Here is a 24,485-nt window from a genome sequence, read left to right as displayed (position 1 = left end):
ATTCAGCTGAAACCGAATCGGCGAGCAGGTTATCTCCCTTCGCGCAAGGGAATATCGATTCCTTTAGTTCCTATTAGATCTCATGAACAATAGCGAGAAGCTTCATACCGTATTTGCGCAGTCGCTCAATATCAGCACCGACAAGGTGACTGATGAACTCACCTACAACACCATTCCCGAGTGGGACTCGGTTGCTCACATGGCGCTGGTGGCGGAAATCGAGAACGCCTTCGAGATCATGATGGACACGGACGATATCGTCGACATGAGTTCCGTAGGCAAGGCAAAGGAAATCCTGGTCAAGTACAACGTCACTTTCTGAGATCGCCGAATGCTACTCAAGGACAAGATCGCACTGGTGACCGGCGCTGCACGCGGAATCGGTTATGCCACGGCACGCCTGTTTGCCGAAGAGGGCGCGCACGTTGTGCTCTCCGGCCGTTCGGTGGAGAAGCTGGAGGAAGCGAAAGCCAGCCTCGAAGCGACGGTGCCAGGCGTGCAGGCGACGGTCCTGGGACTGGACGTCGCGAGTCCCGAAAGTGTTCGTGACGCGTTTCAGACCCTGTTCAAGCTTACCAAGCGCCTGGACGTGCTGGTCTCGAATGCGGGCGTGCTCGACGATGCCCTGATCAGCATGGTGACTGAAGCCCAGATCCACCGGGTCTTCGAGCCGAATACATACGGGGTTCTGTATTGTGCCCAATATGCGAGCCGCCTGATGGCCCGAAATAAGGGCGGTAGCATTATCAACCTCGCTTCCATCATCGGTACCAATGGCAACGTCGGCCAGGCCGTATATGCCGGCAGCAAGGCTGCGGTCATTGGTATCACAAAGTCGCTGGCAAAAGAACTCGCCCCCCAGAATATTCGGGTCAATGCCATTGCCCCGGGATTCATCGACACCGATATGGCACGCTCGATTGGTCCGGAAAAATTCGCAGAGCGGGTTGCATCGGTACGCATGGGGCGCGTGGGCAGCCCGGAAGAGATCGCGAAGGTGGCGCTGTTTCTGGCATCTGACCTTTCTTCCTATGTTACCGGGCAGACCATTGGTGTCGACGGGGGGATGCTGATCTAATGTTTGCCGCAAGACTCCAGTCATTTGGCGAGCGTCTGGCCCTGGTGCTGGAGGACGGTCGGACCCTGACATATGCGCAACTCGCGCAACGCGCTGATGATGTCTATGTGGGGGCCGCCATCCCACTCGGGGCGCTGGTTGCCATCGAATGCGAGAACACGCTCGCTTCTGTCGCTGCCTATTTGGGTGCGCTGCGCAATGGATACCCGGCTCTGTTGGTCGATGCCCAACTGGACGAACAGCTTCGCAGGCGACTGTACGATCATTTCGACGTGTCGCACGTGCACGACTCAGGCGGAAACTGGATATCGCTGGGTCGACCTGCGCCGGAAGTGCACCCCGATGTGGCGGTGCTGCTTTCCACCTCCGGTAGTACTGGTTCACCAAAGCTCGTGAAGCTGACGGCCGCCAACCTCGACGCGAATGCGGCCTCGATCGTGCATTACCTCGAGCTCGGACCGGAGGAACGCCCCATTACCTCGCTGCCGATTCACTATTCGTATGGGCTGTCGGTCCTGAACAGTCACCTATCGGTTGGCGCGACGGTGCTTCTGACCGGCCAGCCGGTGACGGCGCGCAAGTTCTGGGATCTGTTCCGCGAGCATGGCGCGACCAGCCTGGCGGGCGTGCCCACGATCTATTCCATGCTCAAGCAATTGCGTTTCGAGCGCATGGAGTTGCCGTCACTACGCACGATGACCCAGGCGGGCGGGCGACTGGGACCAGATATGACCCGGTGGTTTGGCGAACTCGCGCAGTCGCGGAACCAGCGCTTCTTCGTGATGTACGGGCAGACTGAAGCCACTGCTCGAATATCTTACGTGCCTCCGCACAAGCTGCCGGAGAAGATTGGCTCGATAGGCGTTGCAATTCCCGGTGGCAAGCTGGAGATTATTGGCGAAGACGGCAATGTGACTAGCGCTTTCGGTGAAACGGGCGAGTTGCGCTACACCGGCCCGAACGTCATGATGGGTTATGCGAATGATGTTGAAGACCTTGCTGAACCCGATGCCCTCAATGGCGTGTTGTTGACCGGGGACCTAGCTATGCGCGACGAGGACGGCTTTTTCCACATCGTGGGCCGAATCAAGCGCTTCATCAAAGTTTTTGGCAACCGTATCGGTCTCGATGAGGTTGAAATGCAGCTGCGCGATGACGGCTATGATGTGGCCGTCACGGGACGTGATGACCTGCTGGTCATCGCCGTACGGGGCGGCAATGAAGACACCAAGGACAAACTGACGGCCCACGCCAGCGCGCGATACCGCTTGCACCGATCCGCAATCCGCGTACATGCGGTTGAGGACTTCCCGCTGTCGACCGCGGGCAAAGTTCAATATGCGGAGTTGCTTGCCGCGCTCTGCCCCTGACAGCCGTCACTCCAAGCGAAACGAAATGACATCCGAACGCCCATACTTTTCATGGCCCGTCTACGGCATGGAGCACGGCGAAAAGTCGTCGTATCTGGCGAAAACGCTGAGCGATCTGACTTGGCACCACGCCGAACACTGTGAGCCATACGCGCGTATCCTGCGCGCGCATGGTTTTCAGGAGCAGCGACGTTTTGGCCTGGAGCAAGTGCCTTTTATTCCCGTGCGGTTGTTCAAGGAATATGAACTTGCCTCGGTCGACAAGGGCAATGTCTTCAAGGTACTGACTTCGTCAGGCACCACCTCGCAGCGTGTGTCGCGCATCGTGCTGGATCGCGATACATCGATGGCACAGACAAAGACACTTGTCCTGATCCTCCAGCAGTTCCTGGGCAAGGCACGGTTGCCGATGCTGATCATCGACCATCCGGGCGTGATCAAGAATCGCCAATCCTTCTCGGCGCGCGGCGCGGGGATCCTCGGGCTGTCGAATTTCGGCCGGGACCACACCTATGCGTTGCGCGACGAGGACATGGCTCCGGACGTTGACATCATCCGGGCTTTCCTTGAGCGCCACCAGGGTCAGCGCGTGTTCATCTTCGGCTTTACGTTCATGGTATGGAAGTATCTGTATCAGGCGCTCAAGGATATGCCGGACGCGCCGAAGTTCGAGGACGCCATGCTCATTCACAGTGGCGGGTGGAAGAAGCTGTTGGAAGAGTCGGTCGATAACGAAACGTTCAAGGCAGCGCTTGCCGATAAATTTAATATTCGCGCCGTGCACAATTTCTATGGCATGGTCGAGCAGGTGGGTTCGGTTTTCATGGAATGCGAGCATGGCAGGCTCCACGCACCTGCATTCGCCGACGTTCTGATCCGTGACGCGCGCGACTGGTCCGTGCTGCCGAAGGGCCAGACAGGCTTGATCCAGGTGCTGTCCGTCCTACCCACGAGTTACCCCGGCCATAGCCTTCTGACCGAAGACCTTGGGGAATGGGTCGGTCTGGATGATTGTCCCTGCGGCCGCCGCGGCAGGACGTTTCGGGTCCACGGGCGAGTGGCAAAGGCGGAGCTGCGCGGTTGCAGCGACACGCATGCCGCCGACGCCACGGCAGTGAATATGAGTTCATGATGGCTGACTTCGAATCTCTCATTCCCGGCGCGCCATCCCCGGAGGAATTGCGTGATGTGCCGCCGTTGCCCGCGTTTGACGAAGCCTCTCTGGCCTTTGTCGAGGCGCTCTCCGCTCGGCTGATCCGCATGCCGGAAGCCCGCACGTATCCGGAACTGACTGCGCTCGGATTCTGGATGCGTCGGGCCAATCTTGGGCGCCTTCGCAGCAGCATGGAAGCACGTGCGGGGGTAGCGCTACTGGTACCGCGCGGCACGGTATTTCATATCGCCCCGTCAAACGTCGATACAATCTTCGTGTACTCGTGGTTCCTGTCGCTGTTGACGGGCAACCGTAACATTGTTCGCCTGTCTTCCAAGCCGTCTCCGCAGGCTGAGCTGCTGGTCGGCGCGATCGCGGGGCTCTTGAAAGAGCCGGCCCACGCTGAAATTGCGAGACGATCCCTGCTTGTGCGCTATGCCGCCAGCGATAGCGTCACTGCGCGTCTTTCGGCCGTCTGTGATGTTCGTGTGATTTGGGGCGGCAACAATACCGTCCAGCAGATTCGCAAGCTGCCCATTGCGCCAACCGCGACCGAGGTGGCGTTTGCCAATAAGTACTCGCTGGCACTTATCGGTTCCCAAAGCTGGCTGGAAGCCGATGACGGCCAAAAGGCAACCTGGACCGAGGCCTTTTACAACGACGCCTACTGGTTTGACCAGATGGCTTGCTCCTCACCGCGTCTGGTGCTCTGGCTCGGTGACACGAGCCAGGTTCAAAAGGCTTCCACGGATTTCTGGACACGGTTCGAACAGTACCTGGAGCTTCATCAGCAACGTTTTGGTGATGCGGACTATGTCAACAAGCTCGTGGCAGAGGACACGCTGGCAATCGAAGCGGACGTTTCGATTCGCACGACCGCAACCAACGATCTGATGCGAGTGTGGCTCGAGAAGCCGGCCTTGCACGATACCTTGCATTGCGGTGCCGGCTTGTTCTTCGAGGCTGCACTGCCGACCCTGGACGCGATTCGTCCGCTGCTGAATCGAACTGTGCAAACCTTGTCCTATGCAGGCGTCGAGACGCAGATGTTGCGCGACTTCGTCGCAGCATTCCCCCTCGCCGGCATCGATCGCATCGTGCCATTCGGCCATGCGCTGGATTTTGCCCCGGTATGGGACGGATTTGACCTGTTGCGAGTCTTCATGCGTGAGGTTACCGTGGCTTAAGCCCACGTTCTCTGATTGTTCAAATATGCCGCTAATTCATAGCTCACCGATTTCCTCCGTTGTCATTGCCGGTGCCGGCGGCTTTGGCATCGAACTGTACGACTATCTTAACGAGGAGGCATTGCGGGGCGGTCCTGCCGTGGCCGGTTTCCTCGTCGACCCACAGTGGAGCACCACGATTCCGGAGGGCATTGACAAGCCTTATCTGGGGGCTATCGGGGATTTTCGTGCCGAATCGGGACAAGTTGCCGTTGTGGCCATTGGTACCGCGCAAGGCCGCCAGTCCGTCTTGGCCCAGCTTTCAGCCAATGGAGTCGCGACACCCACATACGTGCACGGGACGGCCATCGTTTCACCGGCGGCGAGACTCGGCCATGGCGTGATTATTTGCCCGTTCTCGATTGTGAATCGCGATGCTGCGATGGCCGATGGTTCGGTTGCAAATGTCCACTGTAGTATTGGTCACAATGCATCCGTTGGCGAGTACTCGATCCTTTCACCCTATGCCGCACTTAACGGCTATGCCGCTATTGGCGCGCGTTGCTTCCTGGGCACGCGCGCGACAATTTACCCGCGTGTACACATTGGCGACGATTGTATTGTGGATACACATGCGGGTGTTCGGGCCAACACGGGAGACAAGGTGCTAATCTCCTCCCGAGGGACTTACCAGGTAAGTCCGCTTAGAACCCGCTGAAGCAAGGCGCAGGTCTACACGGGTGCCTTGTCACTGGTACAGCATCAACGCCCACTGCCGGGCAATGCATTTGAGGTCGAATGCGGTTGCACTATTGCGACCGCATTCGACGAACTGGTCAGCCAGGGAGGCATTGTCAAGAGAGGCCAATATGCCATGCGCCAGCGCGGTGGCATCGTCTAGCGGGACCACCCACGCGTTTCTGCCATGCTGCAGCAACTCGTTGGGGCCTCTCTTGCAATCCGTAGAAACAATCGGCAACCCAAATGCCATAGCCTCAATCAACACCAGCCCGAACCCTTCATACCTCGAACTCAGGCAAAAAACGGAAGCGTTGCGATAGGCTTCCGCCGCATTCTGACAGATTCCCGGCAAGCTGACATTGTCCTTCAGCCCCAGTTCCTCAATCAGCGCCGTCAATGCCTGCCGCTCCTCGCCCTCCCCATGAATTAGGAGGTTCCAATCCGGAGCTTTTGCAGAGACCTGCTTCCAAGCACGAATCAGCACATCAAAGCCCTTAGCATGGACTAGTCTCCCCATCGCCAACACTGTCTTCGCTGTCCGCGGTGCGGGTTCCACCGGAAATGCAAAAGGCAGGGGGTTCGGGATGGCTACCACATGGCTACGCGGCCGTAGCGCGTCTTCCCACCGTTGCCGGTCCCCCTCTGTCAGCACAACGACATGCTTGCAATACCTTGCCGCCAATCTCCGCGCAAACCTCCTGGCCCGCCTCCCAAGATCCTCATCAAAGTGGCAATGCTCCCACGCAATATGCTCGACCCCCAACCCAACCGTAGCCGGCAGCGCAAATAGCGCAAGCATGGTGTCAACCTGCACGAGCACGTCGACCTTCCGGTCGCGACAATACCGGCGAATCCCCGCGACAGTAGCCAAATAGGCCTTCTTGAACGATGGCCGTTCCGCGAACAACGCCTCATGTCCCACGGATGGATGCAGCGGAAAACAACTGTCCTTGTCCCACAGACTCAAAATGCTGACGGTATGCCCCGATTCGGCCAGCGCATTCGCGATGACCGCAGTCATTCGCTCGGCCCCAGCCATCGCATTCAGCGTCCCAGTCAGAAAGCAGACATGACGACCTTTGCTCATGCCTTTGCCCCGTGCGGCGCAGGTGTCCCTTGTGTCTGACGCAGCCAGATCGCGATACCAAACGCAATGGCAAGCAGGTTTGCCACGGCATATCCGAGAATCGCCCCGCGCGCCCCGAGGTGCGGTATCGCGATGCTATCCACAACGATAGTGGTAGCAAACACAATGCCCCACTTGATGGCGACCAACTGTGGCCGGCGCATATAGACGGGTAGTAGCGTAAGGCCCACGTCCGCGAACACGAGCGCGGAGACGATTGCTGCAAGCTGCAACAACTCAGCGGCAGAGGCGAACGCCGAGCCGTAGAGCAGTTGGATGATCCAGTGCGCGGATATGGCGATGATGAGTCCACCCATGACGCCAACCGCTACCATGCCAACCGCGATTCGCGCGATATTCCGCCGAGCTTGAGCCAGCGTCGGCTGCGCGTACACATACATCGGCGCGATGCCAGCGGCAAGAATGCTGGCCACGGTCACGAAGTTGTCCAGTATCTGCATGGTCGCCGCATAGGCGCCGAATTCGGATAACGAAACGAATGGCTTGAGCAGCAGTTGGTCCACGCGGCGGGATCCCATCATCAGCATGAAGCTGACCCAGAACAGCGTGCCGTTGCTGAACAGTTCCCTTGCCAGGCCGGCATCCGCGTTGACGGGCGTCTTAGGTGCACGGGACAGGTAAAACTGCGCTAACAGCAATGCTGCAAGAATGGGTTCGACCGAAATGGCGGCCGCATAGGCCGGCACACTCTGGTTACCAAGCCAGAACAACAACCCGACAACGGCAGCCTTGACGATCAATGAAGAGATATTGATGACGGCGTTGGGCCGCGTGCGGGTATGGGACTGCATCCATGCCGTCACGATGCCGGAAGGCTCGCGCAGCAGGACGGCGATACCGAGTATCAAGGCCGGGATCCATGTCTCCGGTCCTTGTTGGGTCACGAGCATGAAGGCGCCAATCATCAGATATGCCAGCACGCCCGCCCCAAACCGCAACCCAAAGGCATGCACCACCAACCGATGCTGTGCGGCCGGATCCGTATTCGCCACCAGCCGTGGAATCACTACCTCACCACCACAGATCAACGCCACCGACGCCGCGATATACACCACCGCCTGCGCATACTGGAAATGCGCAAATCCCTCCGGCCCGAGCCCGCGTGCCAGCATGGCGACGATGCCGATGCCGCCTGCGACCTGCAGGCCGCGCTCCGTCAGCATCCATGCGAGGTTGCTCGCAACTTGCCGTCTCATCGGGCAGGCTCCGGTATGCCGTTGCCTGCCACACCGGTCAGCGCGGCGTAGCAACCCACCCATTGGCGGGCGACGGCTTCGAGGCTGAACTTGTCCACAATGCGCTGACGTCGGGCCATCTGTTCCTCGGGCGTGCCGATGCCGGAATTTAGGGCGCGGTCCAGCGCGTCCGCCAATGCCTCGGCATTGCCGCAAGGCACGATCTTGCCGGCATCGCCAAGCAATTCCGCTACACCGGCCGCGTCTGTCGCCACCACCGCACAGCCGCTGGCCAGCGCTTCGCCGATGACGAGCGGCATGCCTTCGATATCGGACGACAACGCGAACACGTCGGCGGCATTCAGCATTGCCGGTACGTCGTGGCGCATGCCCAGCAATGTGACAACACGCTGAAGCCCAAGGCGGTTGATGATCGTCTCGAGCTCGCTTCGCGCGGGGCCTTCTCCGACGATGAACAAGCGCATGGCTGTCGATGGTGTTGCGGAATCTGCTTGGCGCATCAATCGCGCGAAGGCTTCGATCAGGACGTGCTGGGCCTTCTCGGGCACCAGTCGGCCCACGTTGATAACGACTCGCGTGTCTGCGTCCACGCCCAACGCTGCGCGCGACGACTGCCGGCGTGCCGGATCCGGACGGAATAGAGCGGTGTCGATGCCGTTGGGCACAACGCGGATACGTTCCGGCTCGACGGCGCCGGCTGCAATCATGGCCTGTCGTCCTGCCTCGCTGACGTGCGTGGTCAGTGCCGCCCACCGGTCGGTCATGCGATAGGCGAGCATGCGTGCCTGTCCGCCTTCGCGCGCGCTGTGCGCCGAGCAAAGCACGGGCGGCGCGTCGGTCAGTGCGGCGAGGACCCGCGCAGCAAGATTGGCGTGGACCATATGGGCGTGGATGACATCGGGCCGCCACTGCCGTACAAACCGATTCAGCCGCCAGAGCGCCATCGCAAACGACGGCAAGGTCTTGCGCATGCCGAGGTGCAGCACCGTGGCGCCCTCCGGCAACGATACCTCTTGCTCCGCCGTCAGGCTGACAACCGCCACCGCATGCCCGTCACGCAGGAATTGCCGTGCAAGCGCGGCGATCTGCTGTTCCGCGCCACCCATCTTGAGGCCGGTACAAAGCAGCAGGATCCGCATGGGCCGCTGCGCGGGCATGCCGGTCGATGCTTGCACCGTCACCGGGCACCGTACCCGGTCAGGATCGTCTGCATCGTCTTCAGGGCAATCAGCAGGTCCAGCGCAAACGAGCAATGCTTGACGTAGTAGAGGTCGTAGCTGAGCTTGGTCACGGTTTCTTCGTGCGTGCCCACATACCCTTGCTGAACCTGCGCCCAGCCGGACAGACCCGGTCGCACCAGATGGCGATACGGGTAGTAGGCGATGGTGCGTTCGAAGTCCTCGACCATCGGAATCTGTTCCGGACGCGGGCCGATCAGGCTCATGTCGCCGATCAGCACGTTCCACAACTGCGGGATCTCGTCGAGCCGGTACTTGCGGATAAACCGGCCGACGCGCGTTACGCGCGGGTCCCGGCGCGCTGCAAACTGGGCGCTGCCTGAGTTGTCCACAGCCATGCTGCGGAATTTGAGCATGGTGAACGGTTTGCCCAGCAGACCGGCGCGAACCTGGCGGAAGAGCGCTGGTCCCGGCGATTCCAGGCGGATGGCCGCGGCGACGATCAATCCCAGCGGCAGCGCCAGCGGGGCAAGGCACAGGACCGTGCCGATGTCGATGACGCGCTTGAGGTAGCCGTAGAAGTAGTGCGCGGCGTAGTCGTCGAGGAAATTCTCGTCGATGTGCGCCAGGCCCACGCGGCCGGTCAGCATCTCGCCGACGCGTTCGACCGAATAGATGCGCACATGGCTCAGCTTGAACTGGGCCAGGGCGCGGGTACGCTCGGGATCGGCCGCGGCGTTGCGGTCGAGCATCAGGCCGTCGCAGTTCACGGCCTCTGCCAGCGAGCTGATGGGCTGGAAGCGGGTGCGGCCGGCCGGCGCCGCGCCGGGCATGGCCAGCATGGCTTCCAGCTGTGCGAGCGCGGCAGCATCGGCATAGCCGAAAACCGGTACATAGTTGCGCACGAAATGCCGGTAGCCGAACCAGATCCAGGCCAGCGTGGTGAAGTAGGCCAGCAGGAAAGCCCCCCGCGAGTATTCGATGTGGAAGCCGGCAAATACGAACAGCAATGCCGCGAAGGGCAGCGTGGCGGCCAGCCCAGCGAGGCTGTTGCCTTCCATCGCCGGCAGATGCAGCGAGCGGTGCAGCAGGACGAAGGCCGCCAGGTACGGCGCGATCGACCAGACCAGCGTGCGGTTGAAAACGTAGGTCACGAAGCCGGCGCGCTGCGCCAGTTCGGCCAGCGCGATGTTGATGCCGAACAACAGCAGCCCGAACAGCGCCCATGCAAGCATGCGGCTGGCGCGGCGGATGGTTTCGGAGCCGGTGGCACGGCTGGCCGCAGGCCGGCGCAGGCTGTCAGTTTTCTGCATGGCGTTGTCGTGCGGACGCTTGGTAGCGCGGTGCGCTGGCGAGCGTGTCCTGGTAGACGGCCCAGGTGGCCTGGATCATGCGTGTCAGGCCGAACTGTTGTTCCCAGCGCTGGCGTGCCAGGCGGCCGAGGGCTTCGCGACGGGGCGCGTCGGCTGCCAGCGCTTGCAGCGCGCGTGCCAGGGTTTGCGGGCGGTTGTCTTCCAGCAGGATGCCACAGCGCCCGTCATCGAGTTGTTCGCGGATGCCGGGCAGATCGCTGGCGATCACGGGCAACCCGGCCCGCATGGCTTCCAGCACGGACAGGGGGAAGGCCTCATGGTCCGATACCAGCACAAACACCTGTGCCGAAGCCAGCAGGCCCGGAATGTCATGGACGCTGCCCGGCAATTCCACACGTGCCGGTGCCATGGCCTGTGCCCGCGCGCGGATGGCCTGCAGTTGCGGCCCATCGCCTGCCATGACAAGTTCGCAATCCGTCAGCCCGGCCTGCGCGAAGGCGTCTAGCAGCACATCAGGGCGTTTGGGGCGGGCAAAGCGCGCAACCATGGCAATGCGGCGCAGCGGCCCACCCGGTCTGGCTCGCGCGGCCACATCGTCCAGCCCATTGCGGATGACGCTGATGCGCGAACCGTCGATCGGCAGGCTGCGTGCCAGTTCCCGTTCGCCGTCCGCCACGCAGATCAGTCGGGTGGCCAAGGGCGCTAGCAGCCATTCCGTCACGCGCGCCGCCAGGCGCTGGCGCCAGGGCGCGGCCGGCTTGAAAGCGAAGCCGTGCACCGTATAGATCACAGGAATCCCCAGCATCCTGCCGGCGACGCGCCCAAGTGCGCCTGCCTTGGCGCTGTGGGCATGGATGATGTCGGGTGCAACCTGACGCAGTGCGGTATTCAACTCTCTGAGGGTCCGAACGGCGCGCACCGGAGAGAGCGCATTGTCCAGCATGCGCAAGCGTACGGCCGGAATGCCAGCCACCTGCGCGGTGGCGAACAGGTGGCCGTCGCCACCCGCCAGCAAGGTCACATCGGCATGCTGGCGCATTGCTTGCATCAGGTCTGCCACATGCGCCTGTGCTCCACCGATCTCCGAGTTCGTGATCAGGTAGGCAATGCGCGGGCGGTGGGCGGCTGTGGCTGACAAGGGATTCCGGGCAAACGGGAGCGAGGCTGGCTTATTGCAGGTCAGATCAGGCAGGACACGTAAGGCTGCCCTCGCGCACGAATGCGCCGGGGTGCCATGAGCAAGCGCGACAAGGCCGCCGGACGGCAGAACGGCGCACCTTTGGAGGCGGCGGCGTGATTATAGCGCCGGCCATCTCCGCGATCCGGCAAAATAACGCCTTTGGCGCAATGGGCGTCCCGCTGCCGGGACAGCATCTGCCAGCAGAATCTAATCACTGGAACCCCCTATGCAAATCGATCCCAGCATCTTCAAAGCCTATGACATCCGCGGCATCGTCGGTAAGACGCTAACCCGCGACGTGGCCCGCCTGATCGGCCTGTCCTTCGGTTCCGCAGCAGCCGAGGCCGGCGAGAAGGCCGTAGTGGTCGGCCGCGACGGTCGTTTGTCTGGTCCCGACCTCATTGGCGGCCTGGTCGATGGCCTGCGCGCCACTGGCATGGATGTGATCGACCTCGGCATGGTCGCGACGCCGATGGTGTATTTCGGCACGAACATCGAGTTGGATGGCGTAAAGGCCACTTCCGGCATCATGGTGACCGGCAGCCACAATCCGCCGGACTACAACGGTTTCAAGATGGTGCTGGCCGGCAAGGCCATCTACGGTGACCAGATCCAGAGCCTGCGCCAGCGCATCGAGGGCGGCAACTTCGCCAGCGGCGCAGGGGCTTACCGTCAGTGCGATGTGCGGCAACAGTATCTTGACCGCATCATGAGCGACGTGAAGCTGGCCCGCCCGATGAAGATCGCGCTCGACGCCGGCAACGGCGTGGCCGGCGCCTTCGTTGGCGACCTGTTCCGCGGTCTGGGCTGCGAGGTGACCGAGCTGTTCTGCGACGTCGATGGCAACTTCCCGAACCATCACCCCGATCCCGCCCACGTGGAAAACCTGCAGGACCTGATGAAGTGCCTGCGCGAGACCGATTGCGAGCTGGGCCTGGCCTTCGACGGCGATGGCGACCGCCTCGGCGTGGTGACCAAGGACGGGCAGGTCATCTTCCCGGACCGCCAGCTGATGCTGTTCGCCGAAGAGATCCTCGGCCGCAATCCGGGCGCGCAGGTCATCTACGACGTCAAGTGCACCGGCAAGCTGGCACCGTGGATCCGCGAGCACGGCGGCGAGCCCCTGATGTGGAAGACCGGCCATTCGCTGGTCAAGGCGAAGCTCAAGGAAACCGGCGCGCCGATCGCGGGCGAGATGAGCGGCCACGTGTTCTTCAAGGACCGCTGGTACGGCTTTGACGATGGCCTGTACACGGGCGCGCGTCTGCTCGAAATCCTGTCGCGCCATGCCGATCCGAGCGCGGTGCTGAACGCGTTGCCCAACGCCAACAACACCCCGGAACTGCAGCTCAAGTGCGCCGAGGGCGAGCCGTTCACGCTGCTGGACAAGATCAGGGCCAACGCGAAATTCGACGGCGCGCGCGAGGTGATCACGATCGACGGCGTGCGCGTGGAGTATCCCGACGGCTTTGGCCTAGCACGCCCGTCCAACACCACGCCTGTGGTGGTGATGCGTTTCGAGGCTGACAACGACGCGGCGCTGGCCCGTATCCAGGCCGAGTTCAAGCGCGTGATCCTGGCCGAAAAGCCTGATGCCAAGCTCCCGTTCTGAGCAGATGCGTGAGGCCATGGCCGCACCTGCGTCGCCGCAAGCCGTGACGCAGGCGGTGCCGTTCGTGCTGCCGGCCAATCCGCGCATCCTTGTGGTCAAGGTCTCGTCGCTCGGCGATGTGGTCCACAACATGCCGCTGATCCATGACCTGCGCGCGCGCTGGCCCGGCGCGCAGATCGACTGGGTGGTGGAGGAGGGCTATGTCGAGCTCGTGCGCCTGCTGCCGGAGGTGGCGCGCGTGATTCCGTTTGCGCTGCGCCGCTGGCGCAAGCGTTTCTGGCAGTCCGCCATCTGGCAGGAGATCGGCGAGGTCCGCGATGCCTTGCGCGCGCAGCGTTATGACGCGGTGATCGAAAGCCAGGGGCTGCTGAAGACCGCCGTGGTGGCGCGCGTCGCTGCACGGTCGGCCACTGCGCCGATCATCGGCCTTGGCAACCGCACGCAGGGCTCCGGCTACGAGCCTGTCGCGCGCCTGCTATACACCGATCCCGTTCGTGTCCCGCGCCAGGCGCATTCGGTGCGCCGCTCGCGCCTGCTGGGCGCGGCGCTGACTGGCATGGCGCCGGCCGAGCCGCCGAAATTCTTTGGTGCGTCGGCGCGATCGCTCCATGTCGAGGATCCGATCTGGGCGCAACTGCCGGCGCGTTTTGCGGTGTGCTTCCATGCCACTGCCGGCGCGAAGAAGAAATGGCCGGTGGCAAACTGGCATGCACTCGGCCAACGCCTGCAGGCGGATGGACTCACGATGCTGCTCCCATGGGGCAACGAGGCCGAGCGCCGCGCCGCGCAAGAGATTGCTGCAGGCGTGCCCGGCGCGCAGGTCCTGCCGCGCTTCTCTGTCATGCAGGGCTTCGGGTTGATCAACCGCGCCGAAGTCGTGGTGGGGGTCGATACCGGGCTGGTCCATATTGCCGCGGCATTGTGCCGGCCCACCGTGGAAATCTATACCGCTACCTGGCGCTGGAAGACCGAGGGCTACTGGTCCGAACGCATCGCCAATGTGGGCGACGACGGCGTCGTGCCCACGGTCGATGAAGTCTGGCAGGCCGCTTGCCGTGTGCGCAGGATAGGAAACTGATGCTACGCGTTCTGTACAGCTTGCTTTGGGTCATCATCCTGCCGCTGGCGCTGCTGCGGCTAGCATGGCGTGGTCGCAAGGAACCGGGCTATGTCCAGAATGTGGGCGAGCGTCTCGGCGCCTACGGCCACCTGCCCGCGCAAGGTCCATGGCTGTGGTTGCATGCGGTGTCTGTGGGCGAGACCCGCGCCGCACAGCCGCTCGTCGAGGCGCTGCTGGCCGCCTATCCGTCGCACCGGCTGCTGCTCACGCATATGACGCCGACTGGTCGGCAGACCGGCGCGCAGCTATTCGGCAAGGAGCCGCGCGTGCTCCAGTGCTACCTGCCCTACGACCTGCCGTGGCTCGTGCGCCGGTTCCTGCGGTATTTCCAGCCAGCAGCGGGCATGCTGATGGAAACCGAGGTCTGGCCGAATCTTGTACGCGGCGCGCGCCGTGCCGGCGTGCCGCTGTTTCTCGTCAATGCCCGACTGTCGCCGCGCAGCTATCGCCGCACGGCGCGCTTCGGACGCGCCGCGGCGGCTATGTACGCGGACTTTGCCGGTGTACTGGCCCAGACCAGCGGCGACGCGGAGCGTTTCCAGGCGTTGGGCATCGATGCAGTGCAGATCACCGGCAACCTGAAATTCGACATGCAGCCGGCGCCGGCCGGTGTCGAGCGCGGCCATCGCCTGCACCAGGCGTTCGGCGGCCGTGCCGTGCTCGCCGCGGCCAGCACGCGCGAAGGGGAAGAGCCGCTCCTGCTCGATGCGCTGTCGCGCTGGGCGCAGTTGGGTGGGCAGACGCCACGGCCCGCGCTGCTGCTCGTGCCGCGCCATCCGCAACGCTTTGACGAGGTGGCGGCCATGGCGGAGCGCGCGGGCTTCTCGGTCCAGCGCCGCAGCGGAATGGATATCGACAAGCTGGCTGGGCCCATCACCGCCGACATCGTGCTCGGCGATTCGATGGGCGAGATGGCGATGTACTTTGCGGCATCGGACCTGGCCTTCGTCGGCGGCAGCCTGCTGCCGCTCGGCGGGCAGAACCTGATCGAGTCCTGCGCAGTGGGCACGCCGGTGCTGGTCGGCCCGCATACGTTCAATTTTGCGCAGGCAACGGAAGATGCCATCGCGGCGGGCGCGTGCCGACGCGTGGCGAATGCCGACGAACTGATGCAGGCATCGGCCGGCCTGCTGGCCGATGCCGCTGCGCTGACCGATATGCGCGCGCATGCCCGCACGTTTGCCGGTGTGCACCGCGGTGCCACGGTGCGCACGCTGGCGGCGCTGGCGCCCGCGCTGGGTGCCTGAGCCTGCATCGCGCAAAAGACGCCGCAGGGAATTCGCGGCAATGCCCCAGGCTCTAAGGGGCATCAACCTGGTGCGCCGGGCAGTCTGCCTGCCCGGCTCGCCTTACGACAGGAGCCAACACCCATGCAGACATTCACCCGTGATACCTGCCTCCGGTTCGCCCGACGCGGCGCAGCGGCAGCCGTGCTCGCTGGCGCACTGGGCGCCTGCGCGACAGGTCCGGCGCCGGAATCGACTGCCACCGCGCCCGCCCTCAACCAGACCCAATCCTCGGGTCCCAGCCGCTGGGAACTGATCCGCTGGCAACAACCCGACGGCACGCTGCGCGACATCCCGCACGGCGATAACGGCCAGCCCATCATCTTCGAGTTCAACAGCGGCATCGACGCCGCGCAAGGCACCGTCAGTGGCACGAGCGGCTGCAATCGCTTTACCGGCAGTTATGGCAAGACCGATACCGGCATCCGCTTCGACCGCGTGGCCGGCACGCGCATGGCCTGTCCGCCGCCGCGCATGGAGCTGGAGTCGGCGCTGCTCAAGGCGATGCAAACGCCGTTCGTGACGGTCGGCACGCAGCCCTCGGCGGGGTCCACAGGGCGGCAGATCATCTGGAAAACGGCCGGCGAGGACCTGCTGCAGTTTGTCGAGCGCGAGGGCGTTGGCCAGCGCGGTGCGCGCATCGATGCCGCGGGCAGCGTCGAGAAGACCGTCTACATCGATTCGCAGCGCGTGGAATGCACCGGCGTGGGCCGCATGACGTGCTATCGCTGGCGTGAGTCGCCGGACGCGCCGTGGCAGCTCTGGTATGGCCCGATCGAAGGACTCGATTTCGAGCCGGGCATCTTGTACAAGCTACGGGTGCGCGAGTACAAGGTGCCGAATCCGCCGGCCGATGCCTCGTCGATCCGCTGGCAGTTGCTCAGCGTGGAGTCGCGCACGCGGGCGAACTAGGCCGCTACCCAAACGAAACGGGCCGCATTGCGGCCCGTTTTGCGTCATTCCAGTCGTTTTCTTCAGGAGCGCGGCGTGCCGGCTGCCTGCGCTTCACGCCGGCCGCTGCGGCGCGAAGCCGAGGCAGGGGAGGGCGTGGTCATCGCGCCGATCTTCGCCTTCTGCGGCAACTGATACATGGCGCCCGGCGTCGACGTCAGCAGCGTGTTGATCTGGACGATATCGTCTTCCTGCAGCACGCCTGTCGAAGCCTTCAGCCGCAGGCCGTTCATGATCGTGTCATACCGTGCCTTGGCCAGGTTGGCGCGCGTCTGGAACAGTTGTGCCTCGGCGTTCAGCACATCGATGTTGATGCGCACGCCGACCTCATAACCGAGCTGGTTCGATTCCACCGCGCTCTGCGCCGAGCGCTCCGCCGCTTCCAGCGCCTTGACCTGTGCCAGGCCGTTGGACACGCCTGAATAGCTCTGGCGCGCGCTTTGCGCGGCCGTGCGGCGCGCGAATTCGAGGTCGCTCGCGGCCTTGTCGGCCAGTGCGATCGTTTCACGCACGCGCGACTGGATCTGGCCGCCCGCGAAGATCGGCATGCTCAGCTGCACGCCGATCTGCGAGGCGTTGTAGTGCGTCGAGATCGTCTGCGTGGCGCTGCCGGTCTGGTTGGTGAAGCCGTAGGACGCCACCAGGTCTACCGAAGGCAGGTGCGCGGCCTTTGCCTTGTTGGTTTCGCGCTGGGCCGTTTCAAGGTTGTAGTTGGCCAGGCCTACCTGCAGGTTGCTGGCCTCGGCCTGGGCAGCCCAGGCATTGGAATCTGCCGGCACCGGCGCAGGCAGATCGGCGGCTGGCCGCAGGCCGAGCAGCTCGTCCACGGGCTTGCCCGTGATCTGCTGCAAGTTGGCGCGGGTAACTTCCAGCGCGCTCTGTGCGGCGATCTCGGTCGACGTGGCCAGGTCGAAGCGAGCCTGGGCGTCATTGGCGTCGGTGATGGTGGCGGTGCCGACTTCGAAATTGCGCTTGGCCTGGGCGAGCTGTTCGCCGATCGCCTTTTTCTGTGCGCCGGCCAGGTAGAGGTTGTCCTGCGCCGTGAGTACGTCGAAGTAAGCCTGCGCGGACCGGGTGATCAGGTCGAGCTGCGCCTGCTGGAACGTGACTTCGCCGGCCATCGCGGCCAGTTCGCCCTGCTTGTAGGTTTCCCAGCGATCCCAGCGGAACAGCGGCTGGCTCAGCTGCAGGGCCCAGTTGTTGTTGTTGAAGAACCGAACCCCCGATGCACTGGGCAGGCCCTGCGCCAGGGCCGCGGTCTGGTCAAGCCGGGTGCGCGTGGCGCCGGCCGTGCCCGTGACCAGCGGCAGCAGTCCGGCCCGGCCCTGCGGCAGTTTTTCACGCGTGGCCAGCAGTTGCGAGCGTGCGCTCGCGAACTGGGCGTCGTTGGACTGGGCGTCGCGGTAGACCTGCAGCAGGTCGGCGGCCGAGGCCGCCGGCACTTGCAGAAGCGCATACAAGGACAGCGCAACTGCCAGTCGCATCCTGCCGGTCGCGGCGAAAGGCGCAAACGTCATCACATCTCCAGGTTGCCGGCACAGGCGCGGCCAACGGTCATTTTTTGTTTGGGTTTGACTTCGCGGGCGGTCGGCAACCAAGCGGGGCTTCGGCCTCTCAGTACTTCGGCATGGCCGGGTCTACCTGGCTCGCCCAGGCGTCGACGCCGCCGGTGAGGTTGTAGACCTTGGCGTAGCCCTGGCGCTCGAGAAACGCGGCCACCTGCATGCTGCGCATGCCGTGATGGCAGATGCAGACGATGTCCGCATCCTCGTCCAGCTCGGCGGCGCGCGCCGGGATGTCGCGCATGGGGATGTGGGTGATGCCGGGCATGGCGCAGGTCTGCACCTCCCACGGCTCACGCACATCCAGCAGGACCGGCTTGGCACGGCTGGCATCGGCCAGCCACTGGGCCAGTTCGGTGGGTTGGATAACCTGCATGGCGCTACTTCCTCAGAACCGGAATTGCGACGGCTGGGCCGCGCCGACCAGCGGCTTGACCGCGGTCTCGAACAGGTTCACGACCTGGTACTCGGTGTCGGACAGGCGCGTGACCAGGCGAGCCTCCATCACCGGCAGCGAACCGACGAACGCGGCAATGCGGCCGCCGACCTTGATTTGCGACAGCAATGATTGCGGGATGGCCGGCAGCGAGCCCGAGATGCAGATCACGTCGTACGGCGCAGCGGCGGCCCAGCCATCAGCGGCGTTGCCTTCGGCCACGTCGACATTGGTGACGCCGGCATTGGCCAGGTTCTGGCGGGCCAGGGTTGCGAGTTCGGGCACGATATCCACGGTCAGCACGTGACGTGCGCGGTTGGCCAGCAGCGCGGCCATGTAGCCGGAACCGGCGCCGATTTCCAGCACGTTCTCATGCTTGCGTACGGCCAGTTCCTGCAGGATGCGAGCTTCCACGCGCGGGGGCAGCATGTTCTGGCCGCCCGGCAGCGGTATCTCCATGTCGACGAAGGCCAGGCCCTTGTAGGCGGCGGGAACGAATTCCTCGCGCTTGACCACCGCCAGCAGGTCCAGGATTTCCTGGTCCAGCACGTCCCACGGGCGGATTTGCTGTTCGATCATGTTGAATCGGGCTTTTTCGAGATCCATCTTGCCATTCCTTACCAATGCCGACCGCTATGTGGGTCATCGCGTCGCAGCCGCGCGGTGCCACGGCCGGACAATCTTGTCAAACCCAGTATTTTAACCCTCTGGTGCGTCGTCCGGCTCATTCCGCGCTGCGCTGTTGTACGACGGCCGCCGCGCCGGCCTCGGCGGCCGGTCTGGCCTGCGCTGCGTCCTTCCCTTGCCAGCGCCGCCGCAGCCATGCCGCGAAGTCGTCAAGATACGTATAAATCACAGGGACGACCACGAGCGTCAGAATCGACGACGTGATGATGCCCCCGATCACCGTCTGGCCCATCGGCGCGCGCTGCTCGGCGCCTTCGCCCAGGCTGAAAGCGAGCGGCACCATGCCGAAGATCATCGCCAGCGTGGTCATCAGGATCGGGCGCAGCCGCACGCGCGCGGCTTCGATCAGCGCCGCTTCGCGCGAGAGCGGTGCGTGGCCGTCGGCGCCATCCACATGCCCGTGCCGTGCCTGATTGGCAAAGTCCACCAGCAGGATCGCGTTCTTGGTCACCAGCCCCATCAGCATGATGAAGCCGATGATCGAGAACATATTGAGCGTCGAGCGGAACAGCAGCAGCGCCGCGAACACGCCGATCAGCGTGAGCGGCAGCGACGTCATGATCGCGATCGGCTGGAAGAAGCTCGCGAACTGCGAGGCCAGGATCATGTAGATGAAGATCACGGCCAGCGCCAGCGCCGACACCGCATAGCCGAACGACTCGTTCATCGACTTGGTCGAGCCGCCGAAGCGGTATTTATAACCGGCCGGCCAGGTCATGCCGTCCAGGGCTGCCTTGACGTCTCGTGCGACTTCGCCAGCGGAACGTCCTGAGGTGTTGGCGGTCAGTTCGACTTCACGGTTCAGGTCGCGGCGGCTGATCTGGTTGGCGCCCGTCGTCTGCACCAACTCGGCCACCTGGCGCAGCGGCACCATCTTCGGCGTGCCGTCGGCGTTGGTCTGGTTGCTGGCGATCATCAGCGCGTTGAGGTCGGCGAGCCCTGTGCGCGCATCGCGCGGCAGCCGTACGCGTACGTCGTAGTTCTGGTCATCCGGCGCGCGCCACGAGCTGATAGCGTCACCCGCGAGCAGCGGCCGCAGCGCATTGCCGATCTGTGCGACCCCGACGCCGAGGTCGGACGCGAGCTGGCGTCGGATGCGCACCTCGATGGTGGGGCGGTCGTCCTTCATGCTCGAATCCAGATCCGCCAGGCCGCGAATCGCCAGCATGCGGCGGCTGGCTTCCTGCGACAGCCGGCGCAGTTCGTCGAGGTCATCACCCTGGATCGACACCTGCACGGCCTTCTGGCCGCCAGCGCCATCGGGCATGCCGACCATGGTCAGCGTGATGCCGGCAATGCTGCCCAGGCGCTCGCGAATCTTCGGGTTCAGCTGCACGGTGGACAGCTTGCGCGCGCGGCGATCGACCAGCCGCACCGACACCAGCGCATTGTTGCGCCCGGACGTATTGCCCGCGTTGATCGTGGCGTAGGTATAGGCGACTTCGGGGAAGGTCTTGAGCGCCGCTTCGACCTGCCGCACCTTGGCCTCGGTGACTTCAATGGAGGTGCCGACCGGCGTGGTGAAGCCGACCTGTGTTTCGCCAAGGTCGGCAGCCGGTACGAACTCTGTGCCGATCAGCGGTACCAGCGCGAAGCTGCCAAAGAACGTGACGATCGCGATCAGCGTGGTTGCCAGCCGGTGCTTGAGCGCCCAGCCGAGCATCGCGGCGTAGCCATGGCCCAGCGCATCCATGCGCGCCGAGAACCAGTCAAGCAGCCGCCCGATGGTGCGGCCGTACCAGCTTGTCTTGTTGCCGGTGCCGTGCAGGTCGGGGTCATGCCAGACCGAGGACAGCATCGGGTCGAGCGTGAACGACACGAACATCGAGATCAGCACGGCCGCCACCACGGTGATGCCGAACTGGTGGAAGAAGCGCCCGATGATGCCGCCCATGAACCCCACCGGCAGGAACACCGCGACGATCGAGAACGTGGTGGCCAGCACCGCGAGCCCGATCTCGGCCGTGCCGTCCAGCGCCGACGTGCGATGGTCCTTGCCCATCAGGTTGTGGCGCACGATGTTCTCGCGCACCACGATGGCATCGTCGATCAGCAGGCCCACGCACAGCGACAGCGCCATCAGCGTGATCACGTTGAGCGTGAAGCCGCACAGGTACATCACGCCAAACGTGCCGATCAGCGCGATCGGCAGCGTGAGGCCGGTGATGACCGTGCTGCGCCAGGAGCCGAGGAACAGGAAAACAATCGCCACCGTCAGCAGCGCGCCTTCCAGTAGCGTGGAACGGACTTCCTTCACGCTGCTGCGGATGCCGCGTGCCGTGTCGTTGACCACCGTGAGCTGCACGCCGGCGGGCACGAGCTTGCGCACCTCGTCGGCCATGCGCACGAGGCCGTCGACGGTATCGACCGTGTTCTGGCCCTGTGCCTTGACCACCGAAAGGAAGAGGGCGCGCTTGCCATCGAGCAGCGCCAGGCTTTCCTGTTCTTCCTGGCCGTCGCGCACGTCGGCGATTTCGCCGAGCGTGACCGGCTGGCCCGCGCGGCGTGCGACGATGATGTGGCGGAACGCGTCGGGCGTGGGCACGCGGCCCTTGATCTGCACCACGGTCTCGGCGGAGGACGAGCGCAGTTCGCCGGCCGGCAGCTCCTGGTTCTCGCTGCGGATCGCGTTCATGACCTGGTCGATGCCGATGCCGAGCGCTTCGAGTTGGGCCGGGCGGATGCGGATTTCCACTTCGCGCTTGGTCCCGCCGACGATGTTGATCGCGCCGACGCCGCGCACGGTTTCGAGCCGTTTGCGCACGATCTGGTCGGCAATCGTCGTCAGCTCGCGCTGGCTGCGCTGCGCGCCCGGCGCGTTGGAGACGGACAGGTAGAAGATCGGTGCGTCGGTCGGGTCGTAGCGCAGCACGCGCGGCTCTTCGACTTCGTCGCGCAGTTGCGGGCGGATCAGCGCGAGCTTGTCGCGCACGTCCTGCGCGGCCTGGCCGACATCGACGCTCAGGTCGAACTTGACGACGACGACCGAGGTGCCCTGATAAGAGTGCGAGAAAATTTCGTCAATGCCGGAGATCGTGTTGACGATCTCTTCGACCTTGCGCGTGACGTCGGACTCGACCGATTCCGGCGCGGCGCCCGGATACTCGGTCTGCACCACGACCACCGGGAAGGTGATGTCGGGGAACTGGTCCACCGGCAGGCGCTGGTACGAGAACAGGCCCACGACGATGAACGCCATCATCATCATGGTGGCCAGCACCGGATTCTGGATCGACAGGCGGGTGAACCACATGGCGGCGCGTCCTCAGGCCTTCACGCGGCGCACCTGGCTGCCGCTGCGCAGCGTGCCGAGGTTGTTGCGCACGACTTCGGTACCGGTCGTCAGTCCCGAGACGATTTCCACCATGCCCCTGCCTTCGTCACGCACGCCGGTCTGCACCGCGCGCTCGACAAGCATGCCGTTCTCGACGACATAGACAAACGCGCGCTCGCCATCGCTGCGTACGGCCGAGGCCGGCACCGACACGACGCCGCTGCGCTGGCCGAGCACCAGCGCGCCGCGCGCGAACATGCCGGCGCGCAGCTTGCCGTCGCCGTTCTGCACGCGCACATAGACCATGATGCTGCGCGTGCCCTGGCTTACCGCCGGGTTGATGCGCACGAGCGAGCCGGCAAACTGCCCGGCGCCTTCCACATCGAGCTGCACGGACTGGCCCACCGAGGCGCGGGCCACGTCGGCCATCGGCACCGGGGCTTCCAGTTCCAGTACGCGCAAATCGACCACGTCGATCAGGCGCGTGTCGGGCGATACCTTCTCGCCAGGCTGCACGGCACGTGCTGCGACCATACCGTCGAGCGGTGCCTTGACCACCGTGTCGTTCAGCGCCTTCTGCGCGACGGCGAGGCCGCCTTGCGCGGCATCCAGATTGGCGTGCGCCACGTCCAGGTTGGACTGGTAGTTGTCGAATGCGGTCTTCGAGATAAAGCCCTTGCCAACCAGTTCGCGGTTGCGCTCCCAGGTCTGGCGCGAGTTCTCGAACTGGCCGCGCGCCGCCAGCATCTGGCCGCGTGCCTGTGCGACCTTGGCTTCGTATTCGGTCGGATCGATGCGCACGATGACCTGGCCGGCGCGTACGGCCTCGCCTTCGCGCACGAGCACCTGCAGCACTTCGCCGGAGACCTTGGCCTTGACCGAGGCCTGGTTCAGTGCGCGCAGGCTGCCCGACAGCGGCAGTGCGACTCGCAGGTCCTGTGCGCCGGCCTGGACCAGGTCGGACTGCAGGAACTCCACCACCGAAGGCGCCGCGATCTGCGCGGGCGCCTGACGCGCGCTGCTGGCCTTGCGTACGGCCGCCGTTGCGCTCAGCACGGCCACCGCTCCCAGCACGGCGATCAGGATCTTCTTGTTTCGCTTCATGTCTTGTTTTGTTGTGCGGCGGCCCCGGGGGCAACCGTGTCGAGCTCGTCAGTGCGTTGGGCTAGCGGTTGCGCTTCCATGTCGTCGCGAATCCTTTCCCAGATGTAGGGCCCGGACTTCGGCGGCAGCGGGCGGTCGCGCGCCTCGCCGGCCGTCAGGCCGAACAGCAGCATCTCGAGCAGGTTGTCGAGGTACGCATCCGGGTCGATTTCCTTGTGCGAATAGAGGCCGAACGCGCGCTGCCACAGCATCAGGAACACCAGCGGCGCGCAGACCAGCGTGGTGGTCGGGTTTGGCGGCAGGGCGCGGAACTCCCCGCGCTCGACGCCGCGCGCCAGCACGCGTGCGAACAGCTCGTCGCCGGGCCGCATGACTTCTTCCTGGTAGAAACGGGCGATGTCGGGGAAGTTGCCAGACTCCGCCATGATCAGCTTGGTCAGCCCCGACACCGGCGTGGCGCCGATCAGCCCCCACCAGCCGCGCAGCAGCTCGCGCAGCAGTTCCGGCGTCGAGCCCTCGAACCGGTCGACCAGATCCGTACCCCGGGCGAGCGCCGGCACCAGGTTCTCGCGCACCACGGTTTTGAACAGCTCTTCCTTGTTGGCGAAATAGAGGTACACCGTCCCCTTGGAAACACCGGCCGCCGCTGCTACGTCTTCCAGGCGCGTGGCGGCAAAGCCGCGCTCCACGAACAGGTTGAGCGCCGCCGCAACGAGTTCCTGCGGGCGCGCGGCCTTGCGCCGGCTCCAGCGGGGGGCTTCGACGTCCTTGCGGGGAGCGGGGTGGTCGGTGGCGTTGGTCTTGCCGGGGGTTGCCATGATGAGATGAGCAGCGGGGCGCAGGCTTTAATAACTTATGGGTCAGTAATGTAGGGCGGTCCCTATTGAAGGGTCAACTCGGGTTCGCCCTGCCCCAAACCTCGGGCGCGGCG

At 64.1% G+C, this 24,485-nt stretch carries 21 protein-coding genes; 10 read left to right on the top strand and 11 right to left on the bottom strand.

The annotated features are described in order from the left end of the window. Positions 1-82 precede the first annotated feature (82 nt). From KHO41_RS30710 to KHO41_RS30685, 6 genes are read left to right on the top strand one after another with little or no spacing between them, the layout of a single operon-like run. Positions 83-322: an acyl carrier protein gene (locus KHO41_RS30710; protein ID WP_211957010.1), complete on the top strand. Its 240-nt coding sequence runs from the start codon at positions 83-85 to the stop codon at positions 320-322. A gap of 9 nt (positions 323-331) precedes the next feature. Further along, complete coding sequence (locus KHO41_RS30705) at positions 332-1,078, top strand: SDR family NAD(P)-dependent oxidoreductase (protein WP_211957009.1); 747 nt, start codon at positions 332-334, stop codon at positions 1,076-1,078. Further along, the gene (locus KHO41_RS30700; protein WP_211957008.1) at positions 1,078-2,448 is read left to right on the top strand and encodes an AMP-binding protein; all 1,371 of its coding nucleotides are present in this window, start codon (positions 1,078-1,080) and stop codon (positions 2,446-2,448) included. Before KHO41_RS30705 ends, KHO41_RS30700 begins: the two co-directional genes overlap by 1 nt. Before the next feature lie 25 nt (positions 2,449-2,473). Further along, positions 2,474-3,580: a LuxE/PaaK family acyltransferase gene (locus tag KHO41_RS30695; RefSeq protein WP_211957007.1), complete on the top strand. Its 1,107-nt coding sequence runs from the start codon at positions 2,474-2,476 to the stop codon at positions 3,578-3,580. Next, entirely contained in the window at positions 3,577-4,788 is a 1,212-nt protein-coding gene (locus KHO41_RS30690; protein ID WP_211957006.1) for an acyl-CoA reductase, read from the top strand. The genes KHO41_RS30695 and KHO41_RS30690 overlap by 4 nt, the downstream gene beginning before the upstream one ends. 25 nt (positions 4,789-4,813) lie before the next feature. Next, complete coding sequence (locus KHO41_RS30685; protein ID WP_211957005.1) at positions 4,814-5,485, top strand: DapH/DapD/GlmU-related protein; 672 nt, start codon at positions 4,814-4,816, stop codon at positions 5,483-5,485. Positions 5,486-5,515: 30 nt separating this feature from the next. On the opposite strand, the gene KHO41_RS30680 is transcribed toward KHO41_RS30685, so the two are convergent. The 5 genes from KHO41_RS30680 to KHO41_RS30660 are packed head-to-tail and all read right to left on the bottom strand — an operon-like array spanning position 5,516 to position 11,480. Then, positions 5,516-6,595 (bottom strand): glycosyltransferase family 4 protein, encoded by a 1,080-nt coding sequence (locus KHO41_RS30680; RefSeq protein WP_211957004.1) that lies wholly within the window; start codon positions 6,593-6,595, stop codon positions 5,516-5,518. After that, entirely contained in the window at positions 6,592-7,851 is a 1,260-nt protein-coding gene (locus KHO41_RS30675; RefSeq protein ID WP_211957035.1) for a lipopolysaccharide biosynthesis protein, read from the bottom strand. Before KHO41_RS30675 ends, KHO41_RS30680 begins: the two co-directional genes overlap by 4 nt. Then, positions 7,848-8,990: a glycosyltransferase gene (locus KHO41_RS30670; protein ID WP_211957003.1), complete on the bottom strand. Its 1,143-nt coding sequence runs from the start codon at positions 8,988-8,990 to the stop codon at positions 7,848-7,850. The genes KHO41_RS30675 and KHO41_RS30670 overlap by 4 nt, the downstream gene beginning before the upstream one ends. 38 nt (positions 8,991-9,028) lie before the next feature. Beyond that, on the bottom strand, positions 9,029-10,342 hold the full coding sequence (locus KHO41_RS30665) for an exopolysaccharide biosynthesis polyprenyl glycosylphosphotransferase (protein WP_211957002.1): 1,314 nt from the start codon (positions 10,340-10,342) through the stop codon (positions 9,029-9,031). Then, positions 10,329-11,480 carry a glycosyltransferase family 4 protein gene (locus tag KHO41_RS30660; RefSeq protein ID WP_211957001.1) on the bottom strand — a complete coding sequence of 384 codons (1,152 nt, stop codon included), beginning with the start codon at positions 11,478-11,480 and terminating at the stop codon, positions 10,329-10,331. Before KHO41_RS30660 ends, KHO41_RS30665 begins: the two co-directional genes overlap by 14 nt. A gap of 268 nt (positions 11,481-11,748) precedes the next feature. On the opposite strand from KHO41_RS30660, the gene KHO41_RS30655 reads away from it, so the two are divergent. The 4 genes from KHO41_RS30655 (at position 11,749) to KHO41_RS30640 (ending at position 16,452) form a co-directional block, all read left to right on the top strand. Continuing rightward, positions 11,749-13,134: a phosphomannomutase/phosphoglucomutase gene (locus KHO41_RS30655; protein WP_211957000.1), complete on the top strand. Its 1,386-nt coding sequence runs from the start codon at positions 11,749-11,751 to the stop codon at positions 13,132-13,134. Continuing rightward, the gene (gene waaC, locus KHO41_RS30650) at positions 13,115-14,212 is read left to right on the top strand and encodes a lipopolysaccharide heptosyltransferase I (protein WP_376989050.1); all 1,098 of its coding nucleotides are present in this window, start codon (positions 13,115-13,117) and stop codon (positions 14,210-14,212) included. The genes KHO41_RS30655 and waaC overlap by 20 nt, the downstream gene beginning before the upstream one ends. Next, complete coding sequence (gene waaA / locus KHO41_RS30645) at positions 14,212-15,501, top strand: lipid IV(A) 3-deoxy-D-manno-octulosonic acid transferase (protein WP_211956999.1); 1,290 nt, start codon at positions 14,212-14,214, stop codon at positions 15,499-15,501. Before waaC ends, waaA begins: the two co-directional genes overlap by 1 nt. Before the next feature lie 123 nt (positions 15,502-15,624). Next, the gene (locus KHO41_RS30640) at positions 15,625-16,452 is read left to right on the top strand and encodes an META and DUF4377 domain-containing protein (RefSeq protein WP_211956998.1); all 828 of its coding nucleotides are present in this window, start codon (positions 15,625-15,627) and stop codon (positions 16,450-16,452) included. Positions 16,453-16,514: 62 nt separating this feature from the next. Here the strand turns inward: KHO41_RS30640 and KHO41_RS30635 are convergent, their stop codons facing one another. The 6 genes from KHO41_RS30635 to KHO41_RS30610 all read right to left on the bottom strand — a co-directional run bounded on the left by KHO41_RS30635 (position 16,515) and on the right by KHO41_RS30610 (position 24,372). Beyond that, positions 16,515-18,008: a TolC family outer membrane protein gene (locus tag KHO41_RS30635; protein WP_211956997.1), complete on the bottom strand. Its 1,494-nt coding sequence runs from the start codon at positions 18,006-18,008 to the stop codon at positions 16,515-16,517. A 97-nt stretch (positions 18,009-18,105) separates the two neighbouring features. Then, positions 18,106-18,429 (bottom strand): rhodanese-like domain-containing protein, encoded by a 324-nt coding sequence (locus tag KHO41_RS30630; protein WP_011296935.1) that lies wholly within the window; start codon positions 18,427-18,429, stop codon positions 18,106-18,108. A 12-nt stretch (positions 18,430-18,441) separates the two neighbouring features. Further along, positions 18,442-19,095: a protein-L-isoaspartate O-methyltransferase family protein gene (locus tag KHO41_RS30625; protein ID WP_211956996.1), complete on the bottom strand. Its 654-nt coding sequence runs from the start codon at positions 19,093-19,095 to the stop codon at positions 18,442-18,444. 118 nt (positions 19,096-19,213) lie between these two features. After that, positions 19,214-22,429, bottom strand: a complete 3,216-nt coding sequence (locus KHO41_RS30620; protein WP_211956995.1) for an efflux RND transporter permease subunit — start codon at positions 22,427-22,429, stop codon at positions 19,214-19,216. Between the two features lie 12 nt (positions 22,430-22,441). Beyond that, the gene (locus KHO41_RS30615; protein ID WP_211956994.1) at positions 22,442-23,554 is read right to left on the bottom strand and encodes an efflux RND transporter periplasmic adaptor subunit; all 1,113 of its coding nucleotides are present in this window, start codon (positions 23,552-23,554) and stop codon (positions 22,442-22,444) included. After that, positions 23,551-24,372, bottom strand: a complete 822-nt coding sequence (locus KHO41_RS30610) for a TetR/AcrR family transcriptional regulator (protein WP_211956993.1) — start codon at positions 24,370-24,372, stop codon at positions 23,551-23,553. The genes KHO41_RS30615 and KHO41_RS30610 overlap by 4 nt, the downstream gene beginning before the upstream one ends. Positions 24,373-24,485 lie beyond the last annotated feature (113 nt).

The organism is Cupriavidus numazuensis, assembly GCF_905397435.1.
Classification (GTDB): Bacteria; Pseudomonadota; Gammaproteobacteria; order Burkholderiales; family Burkholderiaceae; genus Cupriavidus; species Cupriavidus numazuensis.
This window is presented reverse-complemented; position numbering and strand designations above follow the sequence as displayed.

Coding starts and splice junctions, on each gene's coding strand:
- KHO41_RS30710 (WP_211957010.1), top strand. CDS start 83: ATGAACAATAGCGAGAAGCTTCATACCGTATTTGCGCAGTCGCTCAAT.
- KHO41_RS30705 (WP_211957009.1), top strand. CDS start 332: ATGCTACTCAAGGACAAGATCGCACTGGTGACCGGCGCTGCACGCGGA.
- KHO41_RS30700 (WP_211957008.1), top strand. CDS start 1,078: ATGTTTGCCGCAAGACTCCAGTCATTTGGCGAGCGTCTGGCCCTGGTG.
- KHO41_RS30695 (WP_211957007.1), top strand. CDS start 2,474: ATGACATCCGAACGCCCATACTTTTCATGGCCCGTCTACGGCATGGAG.
- KHO41_RS30690 (WP_211957006.1), top strand. CDS start 3,577: ATGATGGCTGACTTCGAATCTCTCATTCCCGGCGCGCCATCCCCGGAG.
- KHO41_RS30685 (WP_211957005.1), top strand. CDS start 4,814: ATGCCGCTAATTCATAGCTCACCGATTTCCTCCGTTGTCATTGCCGGT.
- KHO41_RS30680 (WP_211957004.1), bottom strand. CDS start 6,595: ATGAGCAAAGGTCGTCATGTCTGCTTTCTGACTGGGACGCTGAATGCG.
- KHO41_RS30675 (WP_211957035.1), bottom strand. CDS start 7,851: ATGAGACGGCAAGTTGCGAGCAACCTCGCATGGATGCTGACGGAGCGC.
- KHO41_RS30670 (WP_211957003.1), bottom strand. CDS start 8,990: ATGCGGATCCTGCTGCTTTGTACCGGCCTCAAGATGGGTGGCGCGGAA.
- KHO41_RS30665 (WP_211957002.1), bottom strand. CDS start 10,342: ATGCAGAAAACTGACAGCCTGCGCCGGCCTGCGGCCAGCCGTGCCACC.
- KHO41_RS30655 (WP_211957000.1), top strand. CDS start 11,749: ATGCAAATCGATCCCAGCATCTTCAAAGCCTATGACATCCGCGGCATC.
- waaC (WP_376989050.1), top strand. CDS start 13,115: ATGCCAAGCTCCCGTTCTGAGCAGATGCGTGAGGCCATGGCCGCACCT.
- waaA (WP_211956999.1), top strand. CDS start 14,212: ATGCTACGCGTTCTGTACAGCTTGCTTTGGGTCATCATCCTGCCGCTG.
- KHO41_RS30640 (WP_211956998.1), top strand. CDS start 15,625: ATGCAGACATTCACCCGTGATACCTGCCTCCGGTTCGCCCGACGCGGC.
- KHO41_RS30635 (WP_211956997.1), bottom strand. CDS start 18,008: ATGACGTTTGCGCCTTTCGCCGCGACCGGCAGGATGCGACTGGCAGTT.
- KHO41_RS30630 (WP_011296935.1), bottom strand. CDS start 18,429: ATGCAGGTTATCCAACCCACCGAACTGGCCCAGTGGCTGGCCGATGCC.
- KHO41_RS30625 (WP_211956996.1), bottom strand. CDS start 19,095: ATGGATCTCGAAAAAGCCCGATTCAACATGATCGAACAGCAAATCCGC.
- KHO41_RS30620 (WP_211956995.1), bottom strand. CDS start 22,429: ATGTGGTTCACCCGCCTGTCGATCCAGAATCCGGTGCTGGCCACCATG.
- KHO41_RS30615 (WP_211956994.1), bottom strand. CDS start 23,554: ATGAAGCGAAACAAGAAGATCCTGATCGCCGTGCTGGGAGCGGTGGCC.
- KHO41_RS30610 (WP_211956993.1), bottom strand. CDS start 24,372: ATGGCAACCCCCGGCAAGACCAACGCCACCGACCACCCCGCTCCCCGC.